The following is an 18,278-nucleotide window of genomic DNA, read 5'->3' as shown; positions in this document are numbered from 1 at the left end:
AACCTCTTCCTTAGTCGATGCACCGGATCCTTGCGGCCGGCCACATGGCACAACCCTCTGTCGGCGCGGAATATTCCGATGTTCCCGGGGACCCTAATATCCGCCACCATTCAGGGTACCTTCCGGCAGCGCAGGGCATGGAAGGACGAAGGCTCCGTTACCGGAGTTGACGCTCCCCTTGACGTAATCACCGGGAACAGACGCAAGTGACCGAAACGGTCACCTGCGCCCGAAGGGGCCTCCCGCCGTCGACTACTGGACCTTGATCTCCGCAAGGCGGAGGCCGAACCCGTAGCGTGTCTTGGGCGCGGTCAGCTTGGGCAGGGATTTGATGGAGATGATTACGTACTGTGCCGTTACAGGGGAACTGAGCGGCATGGTGAGCTCCGGTGACGTGAAGCTGTTGGTGCCCACCAATTTGGCGCCGTCCATGGCCGGACGGTCGTTGGTGTAAACGTTGATGTTTCCACCGGACGCGCCCAACTGGCTCAATGTGACGGACGTCACTTGCGAGGGGGCCTTGAGCTTGACGAGCAGCGAAACCCCATCAGGAGCGAGTCCACCCCAGTCCGCAGTGGCGAACTCCATGTCCGACCAGTAACTCGCGGCATTGCCGTCGTAGGCCTTGACCAGGTCCTTGTCGTAGGTCGCGGCGAACTCGAAATCGCCCATGCGAGTGACTCCATCAATGGCCGGAGGCCCTGCGACCGGAGGTGCAGATGCACTGCTACTCGGCTGTCCAGATACTGATTGGGACGCTGTGGAGGACTGCTTGGCCGCGGGCGACCCTCCGGGGATCAGGTTACCGAGGTTGGTGACAGCCAGAATCAAACCCACGATCAAGACGGCGGCAAGGACCCCACCCACGAGCCAACGGAAGGAACGGGGCTCGCGGACTGGTTCCTCGTCGTAGTATTCGTCTTCGTCAAGGGGCTCTGCCTGCTCACGCGCAGTCGCCGGGAAGCTCGATGCTCCTCGGCTGTATCCGCCGGTAGCGGCGCCCGCACCGCGCGAAGCGCCCGCACCGCGGGAGCCGGCGTCCTCATTAACGAAGCCGTAGTCGTCTTCGGACCAGAGAGAGACTTTGGATTCCTGGGCGGGGTTCGCGGAGGTAGGCGCCTGAGGGGTGGACGCCGGAACAGCCTGCGTGGCGGGCGCCTCTTGGATTTGCTGCGGAGCGGTCCTGCTCGACTCAGCGGCCCGGGTGGACTCGGCGGCCGAAGCGGATCCAGTCCTCCCGGAAGGTGCGGCTTCGCCGTCGTCGCTGTTTGGCCTGCCGGTACCCTTTACGGCGGCCGCTGCGGCCGCCCCTGCTCCCGCTGCCGCAGCAGCGATGCGGGAACCGATACCCCCAGGGGCCGACGCTGGCCGGCTGGCGGGCATGGGAGGAACCACCGGGCGGCGCGGGTCCGCAGGTGCCGCGGCATCTGGCAGTGATTCGCCGGCGGGAGTGGGCTCGACCTCGTCGTAACTGATGTACTCGGCGTCGTGCTCTTCGTCGTCGTACAGTCCGTCGTAGGTCTCGGGCTCGTGGGACCGGGCCTGGCCGAAGATCTCGCTGCCCAGGGTGTCCGTAAAGAACGGTTCGACGTAGGGCGGGTTGGTGGCCACCACGAGATCCAGCAGGTCAGGAGCGCTGCTGTGGTTGGTGATGAGGTACGTGGTGCTGTCGCTGACGCCGAGATCGAGGATCTGGACATGCCCGGGCCGTTCCCCAGTGGCTACCTCGCGGGCGCTCTTGGCAACCTGCTCGGCGTTTCCGGGGCCAGCTACGAGGATGCTGACAGGCCTGTTGAGGACCTGGTCCACGCCGTCGAGCACCAGATCTTGGTCGTGCGAAGTCAACACGGTGGCTGTGACTTTGTAGCGGCCGCCAAGCACTGATCCGACATCGATCGGGTGGGACACGGGTTCCTCCTATGACTGTCCGGAAGCTGCGGGTCCTGAATACGGGATCCGGCCAGCCGGGTGACCCGTGGTCTGCAACTACCTGTATTAGTTTCTGATCCTAGCTGATTGGGCCGTTCCGGCTCCCGGTTTGCGAGGATGCGTCACCTTTTGCGGCGGGGTCCACCGCGGAAATATGGGTTGTTTCCCAGCGTCCCCTGATAAGTGCGGCGACCAGGCAACGGGATGCCCGGGCGGCCTGCGGCCCCTTGCGCGGTGCTGGGGAGGTCTTCATCCGGCAGATATGACTTCTCGACGTCGGACCAAGCGTCCACTTTATCCTTCCCTTCCGCAATGCCCCCGTGGGCAAGGTGGTCAGGATCGTGGCCGCCATCCCACCCGTCCTTGGAAGGGATTGTTTGCAAGGCGGGACCGGCGCGGAAGGATGCTGCGTCGAACTCGCCCGAGATGCGCGGAATGAGCCCGGTGTCGTCGGACAGTGTGGCGCGGACCGCCGTCGGGGTCTGCTTTCCGCTCGCCGACGGTGTCTTAGCAACCGGAACGCCACGGCCGAGCCGGCCGAGCACGGGCCGGAGCAGATCGCGCAGCTCGCTGACGTGGAAGACGCGCAACAGGAACAGATACGCAAGCAGCATGACAGGCCCGACGACGACCACCGTCACCAAAGCGGCAGGCCTGCTGCTCCAGGCGAAACCGTCAGCGTGGTAACTGCCGAGGAGCCACAGAGCCAAGGCGCCGGCGATCGCCGAGCCCAAGGCGGCGTAGCCCATGCGGATGTACGAGTTTGCGATCCGGGGGCCGTCCACATGGCCCAGGAGGCGTCGCAGGAACCAGACGCTGATGACCACGGACAGGATGTTGCCGAGCGTGTACAGGACGGCGATCGCGAAGATGATCTGGCCCACCGGCAGGAACTGGATGATGAACGCGCCCACAACGTTGAGCAGGGCCAGCATGAGCTGGATGTAGAAAGGGGTCCGGGCGTCTTCGTTGGCGTAGAAGACGCGGGACATCATGAAGTTGGCGCTCATGAACGGCGTGCTTAGTGCGAGGATCGTCAGCGTCTGGGCGAGCATGACGCCGTCCTGGGGCTTCCCGCCGGAGAAGAACATGCCCAGCGGTCCGGCGAGGGCGAACAGGGCCAGTGCGCCGAAGACAGTGGCGACGGCCATCGTCCGCAGGCCGTGCGAAAGTGCTTCGCGCAGCTCGGCTTTGTTGCCGGCCTGGGACGCGTGGGCCATACGGTTGAAGAGAACCGTGGCGAGCGATAACGCAATGATCGAGTGCGGCAGCAGGTACAGCTGGCTGGCTACTTCCAGGACCGCGTTACCGGGGAGGGTGGCGGCCGCCGGGTCCTGCGCGTGCTCCAAGCGAAGCCGCTCGGAGCCGGGAATCGTGGCGATCCTCATGACGTAAAGGAAAGCGAGCTGCCCGACGGCGGCGGTCAGGAGCGTCCAGACGCTCAGTTTTGCCGCTTGGCCCAGTCCCACGCCCCGCCAGCCGAAGCGGGGCCGGAGCCCGAGACGCAGGCGGATCACCGGGACGAGGAGTATGGCCGTCTGCGCGAGCACGCCGACGGTGGAGAAGCCTGCGATCAGGAAGGTCTGGAAGGGTCCCCAATTATCCAAGGTGTGGGGGTTGGTGTTGTTGGCACCAAGGATCCAGATGAACATGCCCAGTCCGGCGATGGCCACCACATTGTTCAGGATCGGCGCCCACATGGCGGGGCCGAAGGCGCCGTTGGCGTTGAGGATCTGGGTCAGCAGAGCGTACAAACCGTAGAAGAAGATCTGCGGCAGGCAATAGAACGCGAACGTTACGGCCAGGGATTTCTGCTGGGGTGAATAGCCCTGGGTAGTGAGGTCGATGACCATGGGCGCGGCCAGCGTGACCAGCGCCGTCAGCGTCAAGAGAACCAGCACGGCCAAGGTCAGGAGCCGGCTGATGTAGTCGGCGCCGCGGTCCGGGCCCTTGCTGGCCTTGATGATTTGCGGGACAAGGACGGCGTTGAAGACACCGCCTGCCACCAGGAGGAAGATCAGGTTGGGCAGGTTGTTGGCGTTGATGAATGTGTCATTGACCGTCGATCCCAGCCCCAGTGCGGCGCCAAGCATCCAGGTTTTGGCGAAGCCGAGGAACCGTGAAACGAGCGTCCCGGCGGCCATGACGGCGCTGGAACGTGTTTCTCCGGACTGGACTGACTGGGTTGGTTTGGCGGCAGACATTGTCATTATCGTCCCATGAGCCGGGCTGCCTGTTGCGTCAAGACTGTATAAACGGCCGCGTTAGAGGTGCTCGGGGAGGACTTCCCGGGCAAGATCGGCGATGCGCCGCTCATTGGGAAAGGACAACTTGCGCGCCAATTCCTGGAGGGGAACCCAAGCGGCATCAATCGCCTCTTGGTCGGGATCGTTCTCGATGGTCAGCTCTCCGCCCGTGGCGCGCAGGAGGAAATGGTGCACGGTTTTGTGGACGCGGTGCCCGCTCACGGTGAACCAGTAGTCGATGCTGCCGAGAGGAGCGAGGACGTTGCCTTCGATTCCGGTCTCTTCAGCAATCTCGCGGACGGCTGCTTCCTCGTTGTTTTCCTTGCCCTCCGGATGCCCCTTCGGGAGGCACCACTCGAGCCGGCCACCCCTATTAAGGCGGGCGATGATCGCAACCCTCAGTTCGCCGTCGGACGTGTCTACGACGACGCCGCCGGCGGAGACTTCTTCCACCGTCGGAAGGGCAGCCTGTGCCGGGTGCGGAGCGGGCGCGACGTGGGCACCAATTGCCGACGGCAATGGTGCGTTCGTCCTCCTGCCAGGAGCACTCGGGATCGGGTTGGCCATGAAGTCCACTCTAACGACTCTTGCCCGTTGGTGATGACCGGGACATGGACTCGCGGTGACGTGCGGATGGCGTCCGGCGGTGATCCCGGTGCCGTCGCCATGCAATCGCAGCGCAATGACAAGGATCCGGTGGGATGGCGCTGCGAAATCTGACAAGCTTAAGGAACTATGGCGCAAGTATTGGACAGTTCCTCAGTTAATTTCCAGATGGATCCAGTGGTCCTGGACCTCGGACAGCGGTTTGTGGACGCTGGATTCGAACTGTCGCTGGTTGGCGGGCCGGTGCGGGACCTCTTCCTGGGTCGTGTCTCGCCGGACCTGGATTTCACCACTGACGCCACTCCGGACCAGACCCTTTCCATCATCAAGAGGTGGGCAGACAATTTCTGGGAGATCGGCCGCGCCTTTGGAACGATCGGGATGAAGAAATCCGGCTTCCAGATTGAGATTACGACGTACCGCGCCGAGGCCTACGACGCCGATTCCCGCAAGCCCGTGGTGGCCTTCGGCTCGTCATTGCTGGACGACCTCCTACGCCGCGACTTCACGATCAACGCCATGGCGCTCCGGCTGCCCACCTTGGAACTCGTGGATCCGTTCGGCGGGGTCCGCGACCTGCATGCCTCGGTCCTCGCCACCCCGGGAGCACCCGAATCGTCATTTTCCGACGATCCCCTCCGCATGATGCGCGCTGCCCGCTTCGCGGCGCAGCTTGGCGTTGCAGTGCACGACGACGTGCGCCTCGCCATGTCCGGGATGGCGGAGCGGATCAAGATCATTTCCGCCGAGCGCGTGCGCGAGGAGCTTGTCAAGCTCATTAATGGTGCGCACCCGCGCGCGGGCATCGACCTCCTCGTGGATACCGGACTGGCCGAATTCGTCCTGCCCGAGGTGTCTGCGTTGCGCCTTGAAGCCGATGAGCACCACCGGCACAAGGACGTCTACCAGCACTCCCTGCAGGTTCTGGAGCAGGCCGCGTCGCTCGAGACGGGCCCGGACGGCCCCGTGCCGGGTCCGGATTTTGTGTTGCGCTTCGCCGCGCTAATGCACGACGTCGGGAAGCCGGCGACGCGCCGTTTCGAACCGGGCGGCGCGGTGAGCTTCCGCCACCACGACATGGTGGGCTCCAAACTGACTGCAAAACGCATGAAGGCCCTGCGCTTCGACAATGACACCATCAAAGCCGTGGCTCGGCTTGTGGAGCTCCACATGCGTTTCTACGGCTACGGAGACGCGGGCTGGACCGATTCCGCCGTCCGCCGCTATGTGGCAGACGCGGGCCCCTTGTTGGAGCGCCTGCACCGACTGACCCGGTCCGACGTCACCACACGTAACCAGCGCAAGGCGGAGCGGCTCTCCTTTGCCTACGATGACCTTGAACAACGGATTGGGGTCCTGGCCGAACAAGAATCGCTCAATGCCATCCGGCCCGACCTGGACGGAGCACGCATCATGGCCTTGTTGGGACTCAAGCCCGGACCTGTCGTCGGCCGCGCCTACAAGTTCCTCCTGGAGGAGCGCATGGAAAACGGTCCGCTGTCCCAGGAGGAGGCCGAGTCCAAGCTCCTGGCGTGGTGGACCATGCAACCCGAGTCCGCCGTCGAACTTTCATCGGAACCAGCCGTCGATGCCAAAGCAGGCACCGCCGAACCAGAGGAGTCCTAAGTGAACCCTGCAGCCAGGCCCTCCCGGCCACAGCTCTGGATCATGCGTCACGGCGAGACGGAATGGTCCAAGAGTGGCCAATACACCGGCTTGACTGACCTTCCCTTGACGGTGGAAGGCGAGCAGCAGGCCGTGGAAGCCCGCAAGATCTTGGAAGGCATCGACTTCGACCTGGTCCTGACATCGCCGCTGCGCCGAGCCCGGCGTACCGCGGAGTTGGCGGGCTTCCCCGACGCCGTTCATGAACCGCTCGCTGTGGAGTGGAACTACGGCGACTACGAAGGCATCAGTTCGGACCTCATCCGCAAAGACAACCCGGACTACCTCATCTGGACTGACGGCGTTCCCAACGGCGAGACGCTCGACTCTGTGGCAGCCCGTGCCGACAAGATCATTGCCCGCGTCCTCGAGTCTGGAATGGACAACGTCCTGATTGTCGCCCATGGCCATTTCTCCCGCATCCTCACGGCCCGCTGGCTTGAATTGGATGCCAGGGAAGGACGCCACTTTGTCCTGGGAACAGCCAAAGTTTGTACCTTGGGATGGGACAAGCGGACGCCTGCCATTCTTCGCTGGGGACTGTAGGAAGAATCAATTTATAAATTCTTTGTAATTGGCTGGTCAATAGCGCGATTCATGGTGTAACTTTATTTTTGATCCCAGAGCGATCCGCCGGGATTGAGGCGTGCAGTACCCAGTCAGTCAGCTGCGGTAGTGCCAAAGCAGAAAAGGAGGTTGGGAAAATGATTACTTTGACTAGCGGATGGAAGATGACCGTTGCTGGCACCCCGGCCTTCGCTGCTCGACGCCGTTTTGCGGCCTAACTCCCCCTGATGTACTCCCTCCCCTGATTATTTGGGGCGGTTCACGGTGCAGTCAGGCTCCGAGTTGGGCCTGCCATTGAGCGGTATCACGCGATTGACGTGGTGCGCAGTTTCCTCATAGTTCGGAACCAGCTTCTTGTTGGGGACGTCTGCCCTGGATACCACGTACCGGAACTCCATGCTCCGGTACTCACGAGGTGTTCGGGAAATCCGCTTAATCCACCCATCATTGCCCGGCATTCACACGCCTAATTCCGCCCCTGTTTTCTTCGAATTCAGGGGGCTTAATTGTCATGCCCGAATTCAGGCAATTCTCTTCGATACGAAAGGAGGTGAACCCTTGGCCAAACGCCTCAAGGACCTGATGGTCTTCAACGGCAAGCCCGTCGTCAAAGACAAGACCCTCTTCAACGGACAACTGCTGGACCAACGCCGGGAAGACGTCTACGTCGTCCTGCACCAAATGGGCATCATCCGCTGAGTGTCCCCCACCACTGCACTTCAGGAGGGACTGATGGCACACATCGGACCATTCGCCTCGGAAGCCCACGCGGCAATGCGTGGGCTTCCGCCTTTTAATGCGGGGCCTTAAGGGGAAGGTAAGCTCGATTCCATGCAGGAGACGAAGCCGCACAGCCAGGAAAAGCGTGCTCGCTTTGTGGTTCCCAGCCGTAGTGATTCCTTGCTCTCGAACCTCACCGAGTTGATCGGAGGACCCCTCGGGCGGCGGTCCTCTCCGGGGGCCATTTCTCCTGGATTCTTCACCGTTGAACGGGTCCTGATCATCCTCACGATCGTTGCGGCACTCCTGTCGATCATGATCAAGGGCTATTGCCGCGTCAACGGCTGGCACACTCCCCAGCAGTTCTACGCCACCTGCTACTCGGATTTCCCTGAACTTTTCAGCAGCCGCGGCCTTGCGGATGGAGTGTTTCCGCTCTTCGACCAGAAAGCCCTCTTCGAATATCCCGTGATCACGGGGCTCATAGCGGGTGTCACTGCATGGCTTGTACCAGGGCACGGCGACAGCCCCGAACGGATCCTTGGCTATTTCGATGTGAATGCCACCCTGATTGCGGCCGTGTGGATCGTGGTGGTTTTGGCCACCGCGCGCATCAATCGGCGCCGGCCTTGGGACGCGGCCATGGTGGCCCTGGCGCCCGGAATTGTGCTGGCGGGAGTCATCAATTGGGACATGTGGGCCGTGGCCCTGCTCGCGGTGGGGATGTACTTCTTCGCAAAGGAACGTCCCGTCCTGGCCGGTCTGTTCATCGGTTTGGGGACGGCCACCAAGCTCTACCCGCTGCTCGTACTGGGCGCAGTTTTTCTACTCGCGCTACGCAGCGGCCGGCTGCGGGTCCTCTTTGTGACCACCCCGTCCGCCACGGTAGCCTGGCTGGCGGTCAATGTCCCGATCGCAGCCGTCAACCCGGCCGGTTGGCGCTACTTTTTCGACTACACCCGTGATCGCCCTGCTGGATATAGCTCGCCGTGGTTCGCCTACAACCTCGTTGCAGAACGGCTTCAACTCGTCCAGCTTGGCCCCGAAGCCATCAATGCCCTGGCCATGGACATGTTCCTCGTTGCCTGCGTTTTGATTGCTGGATTGGCGTTGACAGCGCCACGGCGCCCGCGACTGGCCCAGTTGACGTTTCTGATTGTGGCGGCCTTCATCCTGAGCAATAAGGTCTATTCGCCCCAATATGTGCTCTGGCTAGTCCCGTTGCTCGCTTTGGCCAGACCCCGCTGGCGCGACTTCCTGCTCTGGCAGGCCGCCGAGGCGTTGCATTGGACCGCCACGTGGATGTATCTGGGCCAGGCGAGCAGCGGCGGGGCCGCACAGAACAACATCGATATGCCGTACTACGTCATGGCAGTAACGCTACATATGGCCGCAACGGCATATTTGATGTTGAGGGTCGCGTGGGATATCTGGGAACCCCATCTGGATCCCCTCCGGGTCCAGGGTGCGGACGACCCTCACGGTGGTGTGTTCAACGGGGCCAAGGATTGGTTCCGGATAGACCTCAAGAGTCCGGCGGCATCGGTGCTGCCCTGGCGGCGCGTTGCCTCGAACTCCGTGGAGGAGCGGTCCGGCCTCGATGCTCAATCCAGGCTCGACACATCCAAACCTTCCCACGACTCAGTGCCCTCTAGGCACGGCGAGGCCGAACGCGATGGCTGAGGTCGCCGTCGTCGGCTCCGGACCGAACGGCTTGGCCGCCGCAGTAGTCATGGCCCGCGCGGGCCTGGCTGTGCGGGTGTACGAGGCCGCCGAGACGGTCGGTGGCGGAACACGGACAGCTGAACTGCTGGAACCGGGGCACGCCTACGACGTGTGTTCCGCGGTCCATCCGATGGCCTTGGCTTCGCGTTTCTTCCGGGATTTTGAACTTGAGCGGCGCGTGGAGCTGCGTTTGCCGGAAGTCCAATACGGAACTCCGCTCGACGGCGGCAGGGCAGCCCTTGCGTACCGCTCACTGGAGCGGACCGCTTCTGAACTCGGGGCCGACGGAGCTGCGTTTGTCCGCTTGATAGGACCGCTGGTGGAGCGGATCGGCGGAGTGCTGGACGTCACGCAGAACCAACTGATGCGGATGCCGGCGGATCCGGTGGCGGCGTTACGACTGGGCTTGGCGACCCTGGAGCAGGGTTCGCCGTGGTGGAACCGGCGCTTCACCGGGGATGCGGCTCCCGCTCTCTTGACGGGGGTCGCGGCACACGCTGTGGCTCCCCTGCCTTCGCTCACCGCGGCGGGGGCTGGACTCCTTCTGGGTGCGTTGGCCCATGCTGGAGGGTGGCCTATTCCCGTTGGTGGCTCTGTGGCAATGGCGGAGGCCATGGTTCGGGATATCGAAGCCCACGGTGGAGTGATTGAGACCGGCGCGCAGATCGATTCCCTGGAAGAGCTCCGGCCCGCGAAGGCGATCTTGCTGGACGTTGCGCCGCCTGGACTGCTGCGTATGTCGGGTACGGCGCTTCCTGATCGCTATAGGCGGTCGCTGGAAACATTCCGTTTCGGGAATGCAGCGTGCAAGGTGGATTTCATCCTGTCCGGGCCGGTGCCTTGGGCAGCTCCGGGGCTGGCCGGCGCCGGGACCGTGCACGTGGGCGGCACGCGTGCCGTCATGGCCGAGGCCGAAAACCTGGTAGCTGCGGGCCGGCATCCCGCGAAGCCGTACGTCCTGGTGGCCCAGCCATCCATTGTGGATCCCGGGCGCGCTCCCGCTGGGCGGCACATTCTCTGGTCCTATTGCCACGTTCCCAAAGGATCGACGGTGGACATGGCCGGAGCGGTCATCTCCAGGATCGAGGAATTCGCGCCGGGATTCCGCGATGTGGTGGTGGGCTGGAAAACGACGACGGCGGCAGGCTTGGCCGACTACAACGCCAACTATCAGGGCGGCGATTTCAGCGCGGGGATCATGGACATTCGAGGGCTGGTGCAGCGCCCCGTGCTCTCCCCGGTACCGTGGCGGACCCCGCTTCCGGGCGTGTACCTGTGCTCATCGTCCACGCCCCCGGGGCCCGGAGTGACGGGAATGCCCGGGTACCACGCTGCTAAATATGCCTTGAAGGACATGTTCGGACTGCGGCTACCCGGGCTTGGCCTGGACACATAACCCCCGACGCTCGCTCACCTTTGTGCCCAACCGACGGATCGCTCCTGCAAATGATCTGCACGAGCGATCCGTTGTTTTCCCTCAGATGTGAGCGGGCGTCCGGAAATGGGCCCTCAGATGTGAGCGGGCGTTGGATTAGTTGGCTGCCGTGAAGCGGGCGCGGCGGTGGGCCGGAGTTTCGATCTCGTCCAGCATGGCGACGGCGTAGTCCTGGGTGGAGATGGTGTTGCCGGCTGGAGAATCCTTGGCAGTGGAGTAGATTCCCGTGCGCTCACCCGGCTGGATGACAGGCGCGGGTGCGAGTACGGTCCAGTCCAGGTTCTCGGGAGCTTCCTTGACGGCGGCGAAAGCCGTGGCCGCGGTGGTTGCCTCGGCCAAGTAGGCCTCCGGGAAGTCGGGCGAATCGAGGAGGCGGACGCCGTCGATCTCCAGCGTGCCTGCGCCGCCGACGATCATGAGGCGCGTGCCTTCTGCGTTGCTGTAGGCGGAATCCATGGCCGCAAGCCACTCTCCGTGGTCACCGCCGGTGCGGCTCGGGCCGGTGGCGAGGATGACGGCGTCGTGCTCTTTGGCGACCTGCGCGAAGCGCTGGCCATCAGCGAGATCGGCGGCGAGGGCCTTCGCTCCAGCAACCTCTGAGCCCTTGCGGGAGATGGCGGTGACTTCGTGGCCGCGGGTGAGGGATTCGTTGACGATCTGGCTTCCGACCATGCCCGTTGCGCCGTAAACTGCGATTTTCATGACTCTCCTTGGGTTGCTATCCTTGCGATATGAAAACAGTATCTAATTGATACTGATAGCTTCAAAGGAACTCAGTTACCTCATGGATACCAAGGATCTGCCAGCAAACGTCCTCGACCCTGATTGCCCGTCGCGCGTGATCTTTCAGCGCATCGGCGACAAATGGGCCTCGTTGGTGGTCCAGGTCCTCGCGGACGGCCCTATCCGCTTCTCCGAGCTTCGCAAGATGGTCCACGTGGTGACGCCCAAGGTGCTGACCCAGACCCTTCGCACCCTGGAGCGCGATGGTCTCATCACCCGGACTGTCCACGCGCAGGTGCCCCCGCGCGTCGACTATGAACTGACCGAGCTTGGAGCTTCCTTGCTGGAGCCGCTGACCCTTTTGCGTCTCTGGGCGGAGGACCACGTGCCCAGCATTCTCAAGGCCCGCGACGCCTATGACGATGCCCAGGACGAGGCCTTCATTGGGGGATGACCCTTCCCGCCGACGGGTACGCCCAAACCGAGGCGCCCGTCCCGCATGGTTGCGACGGAGTCGGTGAGCGGCAGGAACTCGGTGTCGTGCGTGACCATGACGGTCGCCGTCGCGAATTCGTCCGTGACCCGTCGCAGCAACCGCACGATCGATTCGCTGCGCTCGTGATCCAAAGCTGCCGTTGGCTCGTCGACGAGCAGTACCCGGGGCTGTCCCATGAGCGCCCTCGCGATGTTCACGCGCTGCCGCTGGCCTCCGGAGAGCTGGTGCGGTCGCTTGTTGAGCGAAGGCCCGAGCCCGACGACGTCGAGCAGTTCCGTGGCGCGTTTGCGTGCCGTGGCGGCTGGCTTCCCCCGGAAAAGGTCGCCGATGATCAGCTGCTCGACGGCGGCCAGGGAAGGCAGCAGATTAGCTTGCTGGAAGATGATGCCCACCTTCTGCCGACGCAAGGAAGTAAGCTCGGGGTCCTTGAGTCCTGTGGCATCCATGCCGTCGATGAGGACGAGCCCGGAACTCGGCCGGACGAGTGTTGCCGCCACGGCCAGAAGCGACGACTTCCCTGAGCCGGACGGGCCCACCAGGGAAAAGAATTCGCCGGCGTCCACCCGGAGATCCACGGTGTCTAGGGCCTTGAGGGTGGAGTCTCCGTCCGGGTACTCCAGGGTGACGTTGACGAGGTTGAGCATGGGATTCATTGATATGCCTTTCGTGGAATATTAAGTGTTCGGAGATGACCTAGTTGCCGCCGAGGGCGATCAGCGGATCCACTCGGGTGATGCTGCGTACGGCAACCGCTGCACCGCCAAGGCCGAGGATCACGATCCCGGCAATCGGGACGAGCGTAGTCAGCGGAGTTACTAGGAACGGGGCCGCCTTGGCAGCGAAGAAGCCGCCCAACACGCCAAGGCCGCCACCCAGTCCCGCCCCGGCGAGCAAGACTATTCCCGCTTGGACCAGCGCGTCCCGCACCACGTAACCGGATGAGGCACCCATGGCCTTCAGCACCGCGATGTCGCGTGTGCGCTGAACAGTCCAGACGGTCAGGAAGGCCACGATGACAAGGGCCGAGATGCCGTAGAGGAAAGCCTGCATCAGCATGAGGGAGCCGTTTTCGCTCTTGTAGGAGCCGAGGGCCTGGAACGAGCCACTCGGGGTGGCACTGACAGTGCCGGCCGCCGCATTGGCGGCGTCGAGGTCCACGGAGGCTCCGGCGTCGTACCTCACCGCGAGAACCGTTCCGATGGATGCCCCGGCAGGAATATGTGCGAGCTTCTGCCATGTAGCCAGGGAGGTCCAGACGACTCCTGTGTGGGAGTACCACTCGTCCTGGGTAACGGCGGAAACCGTCAGGGCGGTACCGCCCACGGTCACCCGACTCCCGGTACGCAGCGAGAGTTCCTTTGCCAAGGACTCCCCGACCACCACCTCGCCTTCCTTGACCGCCACCGACGAGATGCCGCCGTCGGCCCCGAAGACCGCGACGTTGGCAGTGCCCGAAGCATTATTGGAGGAATCGAGGGACTGGAACCGCGTCTGGCTGATACCGACGGCTTCGGCAGAAGCAACACCCGGCCGGTTCCGCCAAGCCTCGAGCTGTTGCTTGGAGACTTCCGATTCCGTATAAGACGCCTTGGCCTGGCCCCCAGCGGGCGCGCCGAATGCGATTTGCTGCGCCGGAAGGCCTGCAATGGCCGACGTCGACTGGTTGCCGAGGCCAGCCGTAAGCCCGGAGAGCATGACGAGGAGGAGTGTGATGAGGGCGACGACGCTTCCCATGAGGGCGAAGCGGCCCTTGGCGAAGCGGATGTCGCGCAAGGCGAGAAACATGGAATTCCTTTGGTTCGGAGGCGATCTTCTAGTCTTGTTTCAACTCTCCGGGTAGTCGGCGCGTGAAGCATCGGGAAGTGGATGGACTGATCCGATCGTCTTGGTTGACCCGCGGATCAACCGTTTGGCTGATTGGGCCCGAATGCCACGCAATCGGGGCAAAGTGTCGGCGGGCGAGGCTACGCTGGAGGGCATGCAGGGAGACGATTCGCCGCAAGCCACCACGCAGCCCAGCGGCTCCGCCGTGATTTTGCGCGTCTTGCGCGTCAGCCTGCACGTCGGTTTCGCTGTGCTTCTCTTGGTGGCAGTCATCAGGCTTGCGGTCGCGGGACTTTCCCCTTTCGCCACCGGGGCAGGCCTCGGTCTTGCGCTGCTACTGGCCGTTGTCTACCTTGCGGGGACGGTTCTCGAAAAAAGGCACGCCGGCAATCCAGAGCGCTTCGACCCGCAGCCTTACGCTCGCTGGTGGCTCGCCGTCGTTGGTTTCCTGTGGCTGTTGCTCATGCTCATCAGTCCGGACTTCGCTTGGATAGCTTTCCCGTTGTTCTTCCTGCAACTGCATGTCTTGCCCCGGCGCTTCGCCCTGCCCGCCATAGCTGCCAGCACCGTACTCCTGATCGCGGCCATGTGGTTCCATAACCGTGGTGCGGGGGCGGATGCCTTGCAACTTGCCATGGTCCTCGGGCCTGTTTTCGGGGCCGCCTTCGCGGTTGTCACCGGCCTGGCGTATCGGGCGCTGTACGTCGAGGCGGAGAACCAACGACTCGCCGCTGAGGAATTGCGCCGCACCCGGGCCGAGCTGTCACGCAGCCAGCACGACGCCGGCGTGCTGGCTGAGCGCGAAAGACTCGCCCGCGAAATCCACGACACCCTGGCGCAGGGATTCTCAAGCATCGTCCTGATGGGGCGTTCGGCGGAGAAGGCCCTCAACGCCGGTGACAACGCTGCGGCCCGGGACCGCCTCAGGACAGTCCGGGAGACAGCAGCCGGCAACCTGGCGGAGGCCCGCAATTTTGTCCGCGGACTCGGGTCCCCGGAGCTGGCCGAATCCACCCTGGCAGACACCCTGCGGCGCCTGTGCACCAAGACCGAGGCCGAGGCCGCCGCACGTGGAGCCACGTTGCGTTGCCGCTTCGAGCTCCAGGGCACGCCGGTGGCGCTTCCCAACCCTTACCAGACCACCTTGTTGCGCGCGGCTCAGTCTTCACTGGCGAACGTGTGGGCGCATGCCCAGGCGAGCACAGCCGTCGTCACCCTGTCCTTCCTGGACGCCGAGGTGACCATGGACGTGTTCGACGACGGCGCGGGCTTCAATCCCGCAGCGGCCGCTGCCGCGGCAACCCGCGGTGACGGAACCGGCGTCGGGCTCAAAAGCCTGCGCGAGCGGCTCGCTGCCCTGAAAGGAACGCTCGAGGTCGAGTCGGCTCCCGGTGAAGGGACCGTGGTGGCAATCCGGCTGCCGTTGGGTACTGGCAACCCGGCTTCGGAGGCGTCCCCATGAACAACAACATCAGGGTCTTGCTCGTTGATGATCATCCCGTGGTCCGGGCGGGACTCCGCGCCATGCTTGCCGACTTCGAAGGCGTCCAAGTGGTGGCGGAAGCGGCCGACGGCGGCGCCGCATTGGCGGAACTGTCGAAGCTCCACACCCTTGGCGAACCCGTGGACGTGGTCCTCATGGACTTGCAAATGGGTCCTGGGATGGACGGCGTCACCGCCACCGGCAAGATCAAAGCCGGTGAAGCCGGAACTCCCCCACCGCCGGTCCGGATCCTGACCACGTACGACAACGACGCCGACATCCTCGCCGCAGTAGAAGCCGGTGCCAGCGGATACATGCTCAAAGACGCGCCACCCGAGCAAATCCGGCAGGCCGTGGTGTCCGCCGCAGCGGGTCAGACGGCCCTTGCGCCCGAGGTTGCCGCGCGGCTCATGGGACGGATCCGGAATCCGGTGCACGCCCTGAGTGCGCGTGAAGTCCAACTCGTGGAGCTCCTCGCCACCGGGATGAGCAACCGTGCGATGGCGAAGCAACTCTTCATTTCCGAGGCCACAGTCAAGACCCATTTGGTGCACATTTACGGCAAGCTAGGCGTCGACAACCGGACGGCGGCCATCGCGGTGGCAACCCAGCGCAGGATTATCCGGAACCAATAGCATTCGCGTCTAACCGAGCGCCGGAACCACCACAAAAGCGCAACGTGCTGTGACTTGTATCATTCCTGTCGGCCCAAGAAGGCATAATGGCGCAAATGGGGAAAACCAAGAATCTTGTCCTGGGGCTTGCCGCCCTGATGATTGTCGGCTCGCTGTCCGCTTGTGATGACGGCCGCTCCGGGGCGGAGGGCGCGGCCAAGCGGCTCGCCTCGTCCCTCGCAGCGCTCGACGTCGGATCGCTCGCCCTTGACGGCAAGGATGCCGCGGCGGCAAATGAGCAGCTCAAGTCGGTATTTGCGGCCCTGGATCCTGTCAAGCCTTCCGTTGAAAGCGGCGCGGTGAAGCTCGACGGCGACAAAGCGTCGGTCCCGCTCAACTTCACGTGGAAGGTCGGAACCACGGAGTGGAGGTACACCTCCCAGGCTGCGCTGAAGAAATCTGGCGACAAATGGGCCGTCCAATGGAATCCGGCGCTCCTGGAGCCGGACCTGAAGGACGGCGAAGTCCTGGACAAAACGGTCACTCCTCCGGCCAGAGCAGAAATCCTTGGTGCCGGGGACGCTAAATTGATCAGCTACCGTCCCGTGGTTTACGTCGGCATCGACAAGACCACGATCGGATCCGCGGATCCTGCAGCTTCGGCGGCGAAGCTCGCGCAATTGCTCGGCGTGGACGAAGCCGCGTATGTGAAACAGGTCCAGGCGTCCGGCCCGCAGGCTTTCGTCAGTGCCATCACCCTGCGTCAGGACGGCCGGACGATCACGGACCAGCAGATTGCTGCGATTCCGGGTGCCCGAGGCATTCCTGATTCCCTGCCTTTGGCTCCGACACGTACCTTCGCCCGCGCTGTGTTGGGTACTGTCGCCGAGGCAAGCGCCGAACAGATCCAAAAGGCCGGGGGCGCCCTTAAGGCTGGAGACGTCGTCGGGACCGGCGGCCTGGAGGAACAATACGACAGCCTGCTGCGTGGCCAGGATGGAGTCTCCATCAAAGCCCGGCCGCAAGGCATGACCGACGACCAGATCAAGGCAGCAAAGCCGGATCCGCGACGGGTCCTTTTTTCGGTCGATACGAAGCCCGGCGATCCGTTGAAGACCACCCTGGATCCGCGCTTGCAGCAGCTCGCTGAAGACACTTTGGCGGGCGTTGGGCCGGCCTCGGCAATCGTGGCGCTTCGCCCCTCCACCGGCGCCGTCCTCGCAGCGGCCTCAGGCCCCGGAAGCAACGGCTACAACACGGCAATGCTGGGCCAGTACGCGCCGGGTTCCACGTTCAAGATCGTTGATTCCCTCGCTTTGATCCGCAATGGAATGACGCCGGATTCCAAGGTGGAATGCACGCCGACAATTACGGTGGACGGCCGGACCTTCAAGAACGCCGAAGGTTATCCGGAGTCGTCGCTTGGCTCTGTTGCTTTGCGGGACGCATTTGCGCATTCGTGCAACACGGCCTTCATCAGTTCCCGGGACAAGGTCAGCCAAGCCCAGCTCGAATCTGCGGCAACTTCATTGGGATTGGCCGTCCAAGCCCCGAAGTTGGGGGCCGACGCCTTCCTGGGCTCGGTGCCGGGAAACGCTGACGGCACCGAGCACGCAGCTTCGATGATCGGCCAGGGCAAAGTGTTGCTTTCCCCGCTCGCCGCGGCCATTATGGCCGCCTCGGTGTCCCACGGCGCGCCCGTGTCGCCGCAACTCGTCCTGAACCCCGGCGCAGTCTCACCGTCCGCGGGTGCCACCCCGACGGCGTCCGGCGCGTCGTCGTCGTCGCCGTCTCCCGCCGCGCCAGCGTCTCCCGCCGCGCCAGCGTCTCCCGCCGCGCCGGCGTCCGACGAGCCGGCGTCCGACAAGCCGGTTACCCCGGCGGAGGCAGCCGCTCTGGGCGACATGATGAGGGCCGTGGTGACGTCCGGCCACGCCGGTTTTCTCGCGTCGGTGCCGGGGGCGCCGGTGGGCGCCAAGACCGGGACGGCCGAATTCGGAAACGACAACCCGCCCAAGACGCACGCCTGGATCGTTGCAGTGCACGGAGACCTGGCGGTGGCAGTGTTCGTGGAAGACGGCGGGCTCGGCGCGACAACCAGCGGCCCCCTGCTCAAGTCGTTCCTGACCGCGGCCGGCTGAGGCCCGCAGACCGCTGGTGTTTGTTCTCTGGATGGACGTATTCTCAGGCTGTCACGCCGCGCCTTCTGCTGGAAGGTAACGCAAAGAGCAACAGCAACGAGGGA

At 63.8% G+C, this 18,278-nt stretch carries 15 protein-coding genes; 9 read left to right on the top strand and 6 right to left on the bottom strand.

The window, feature by feature from the left end:
- Nucleotides 1-252: 252 nt before the first annotated feature.
- From QRN59_RS12155 to QRN59_RS12145, 3 genes are all read right to left on the bottom strand, one after another.
- Nucleotides 253-1,908, bottom strand: coding sequence for an ABC transporter substrate-binding protein (locus QRN59_RS12155; protein WP_284982765.1), 1,656 nt, complete (start codon nucleotides 1,906-1,908; stop codon nucleotides 253-255).
- Nucleotides 1,909-2,051: 143 nt separating this feature from the next.
- Entirely contained in the window at nucleotides 2,052-4,133 is a 2,082-nt protein-coding gene (gene murJ / locus QRN59_RS12150) for a murein biosynthesis integral membrane protein MurJ (RefSeq protein WP_284982846.1), read from the bottom strand.
- Between the two features lie 60 nt (nucleotides 4,134-4,193).
- The gene (locus QRN59_RS12145; protein WP_059388857.1) at nucleotides 4,194-4,694 is read right to left on the bottom strand and encodes an NUDIX hydrolase; all 501 of its coding nucleotides are present in this window, start codon (nucleotides 4,692-4,694) and stop codon (nucleotides 4,194-4,196) included.
- 216 nt (nucleotides 4,695-4,910) lie between these two features.
- On the opposite strand from QRN59_RS12145, the gene QRN59_RS12140 reads away from it, so the two are divergent.
- From QRN59_RS12140 to QRN59_RS12120, 5 genes are all read left to right on the top strand, one after another.
- The gene (locus tag QRN59_RS12140; RefSeq protein ID WP_284982764.1) at nucleotides 4,911-6,407 is read left to right on the top strand and encodes a CCA tRNA nucleotidyltransferase; all 1,497 of its coding nucleotides are present in this window, start codon (nucleotides 4,911-4,913) and stop codon (nucleotides 6,405-6,407) included.
- Nucleotides 6,408-6,992 (top strand): histidine phosphatase family protein, encoded by a 585-nt coding sequence (locus QRN59_RS12135; protein WP_234752949.1) that lies wholly within the window; start codon nucleotides 6,408-6,410, stop codon nucleotides 6,990-6,992.
- A 579-nt stretch (nucleotides 6,993-7,571) separates the two neighbouring features.
- Nucleotides 7,572-7,712 (top strand): hypothetical protein, encoded by a 141-nt coding sequence (locus QRN59_RS12130; protein WP_172465581.1) that lies wholly within the window; start codon nucleotides 7,572-7,574, stop codon nucleotides 7,710-7,712.
- Nucleotides 7,713-7,844: 132 nt separating this feature from the next.
- Nucleotides 7,845-9,416: a glycosyltransferase family 87 protein gene (locus tag QRN59_RS12125; protein ID WP_284982763.1), complete on the top strand. Its 1,572-nt coding sequence runs from the start codon at nucleotides 7,845-7,847 to the stop codon at nucleotides 9,414-9,416.
- Nucleotides 9,409-10,854 carry a phytoene desaturase family protein gene (locus tag QRN59_RS12120; RefSeq protein ID WP_284982762.1) on the top strand — a complete coding sequence of 482 codons (1,446 nt, stop codon included), beginning with the start codon at nucleotides 9,409-9,411 and terminating at the stop codon, nucleotides 10,852-10,854. Before QRN59_RS12125 ends, QRN59_RS12120 begins: the two co-directional genes overlap by 8 nt.
- A 135-nt stretch (nucleotides 10,855-10,989) precedes the next feature.
- On the opposite strand, the gene QRN59_RS12115 is transcribed toward QRN59_RS12120, so the two are convergent.
- Nucleotides 10,990-11,595, bottom strand: coding sequence for an NAD(P)-dependent oxidoreductase (locus QRN59_RS12115; RefSeq protein ID WP_284982761.1), 606 nt, complete (start codon nucleotides 11,593-11,595; stop codon nucleotides 10,990-10,992).
- Nucleotides 11,596-11,677: 82 nt separating this feature from the next.
- Here QRN59_RS12115 and QRN59_RS12110 point away from each other — a divergent pair, with 82 nt between their 5' ends.
- Nucleotides 11,678-12,070: a winged helix-turn-helix transcriptional regulator gene (locus tag QRN59_RS12110; protein WP_284982760.1), complete on the top strand. Its 393-nt coding sequence runs from the start codon at nucleotides 11,678-11,680 to the stop codon at nucleotides 12,068-12,070.
- Here the strand turns inward: QRN59_RS12110 and QRN59_RS12105 are convergent.
- Both QRN59_RS12105 and QRN59_RS12100 read right to left on the bottom strand, forming a co-directional pair.
- Nucleotides 12,031-12,765 carry an ABC transporter ATP-binding protein gene (locus QRN59_RS12105; RefSeq protein ID WP_284982759.1) on the bottom strand — a complete coding sequence of 245 codons (735 nt, stop codon included), beginning with the start codon at nucleotides 12,763-12,765 and terminating at the stop codon, nucleotides 12,031-12,033. The two genes, QRN59_RS12110 and QRN59_RS12105, sit on opposite strands and share 40 nt — an antisense overlap.
- Nucleotides 12,766-12,805: 40 nt before the next feature.
- Nucleotides 12,806-13,897 (bottom strand): ABC transporter permease, encoded by a 1,092-nt coding sequence (locus QRN59_RS12100; RefSeq protein WP_284982758.1) that lies wholly within the window; start codon nucleotides 13,895-13,897, stop codon nucleotides 12,806-12,808.
- A 193-nt stretch (nucleotides 13,898-14,090) separates the two neighbouring features.
- On the opposite strand from QRN59_RS12100, the gene QRN59_RS12095 reads away from it, so the two are divergent.
- From QRN59_RS12095 to QRN59_RS12085, 3 genes are all read left to right on the top strand, one after another.
- Nucleotides 14,091-15,398 (top strand): sensor histidine kinase, encoded by a 1,308-nt coding sequence (locus tag QRN59_RS12095; protein WP_284982756.1) that lies wholly within the window; start codon nucleotides 14,091-14,093, stop codon nucleotides 15,396-15,398.
- Nucleotides 15,395-16,054 carry a response regulator gene (locus QRN59_RS12090; protein WP_284982755.1) on the top strand — a complete coding sequence of 220 codons (660 nt, stop codon included), beginning with the start codon at nucleotides 15,395-15,397 and terminating at the stop codon, nucleotides 16,052-16,054. Before QRN59_RS12095 ends, QRN59_RS12090 begins: the two co-directional genes overlap by 4 nt.
- A gap of 95 nt (nucleotides 16,055-16,149) precedes the next feature.
- Nucleotides 16,150-18,174: a penicillin-binding transpeptidase domain-containing protein gene (locus tag QRN59_RS12085; protein WP_284982754.1), complete on the top strand. Its 2,025-nt coding sequence runs from the start codon at nucleotides 16,150-16,152 to the stop codon at nucleotides 18,172-18,174.
- The last annotated feature ends 104 nt before the right edge of the window (nucleotides 18,175-18,278 follow it).

It is taken from the genome of Arthrobacter sp. efr-133-TYG-118, from assembly GCF_030209755.1.
Taxonomy (GTDB): domain Bacteria; phylum Actinomycetota; class Actinomycetes; order Actinomycetales; family Micrococcaceae; genus Arthrobacter.
This window is presented reverse-complemented; position numbering and strand designations above follow the sequence as displayed.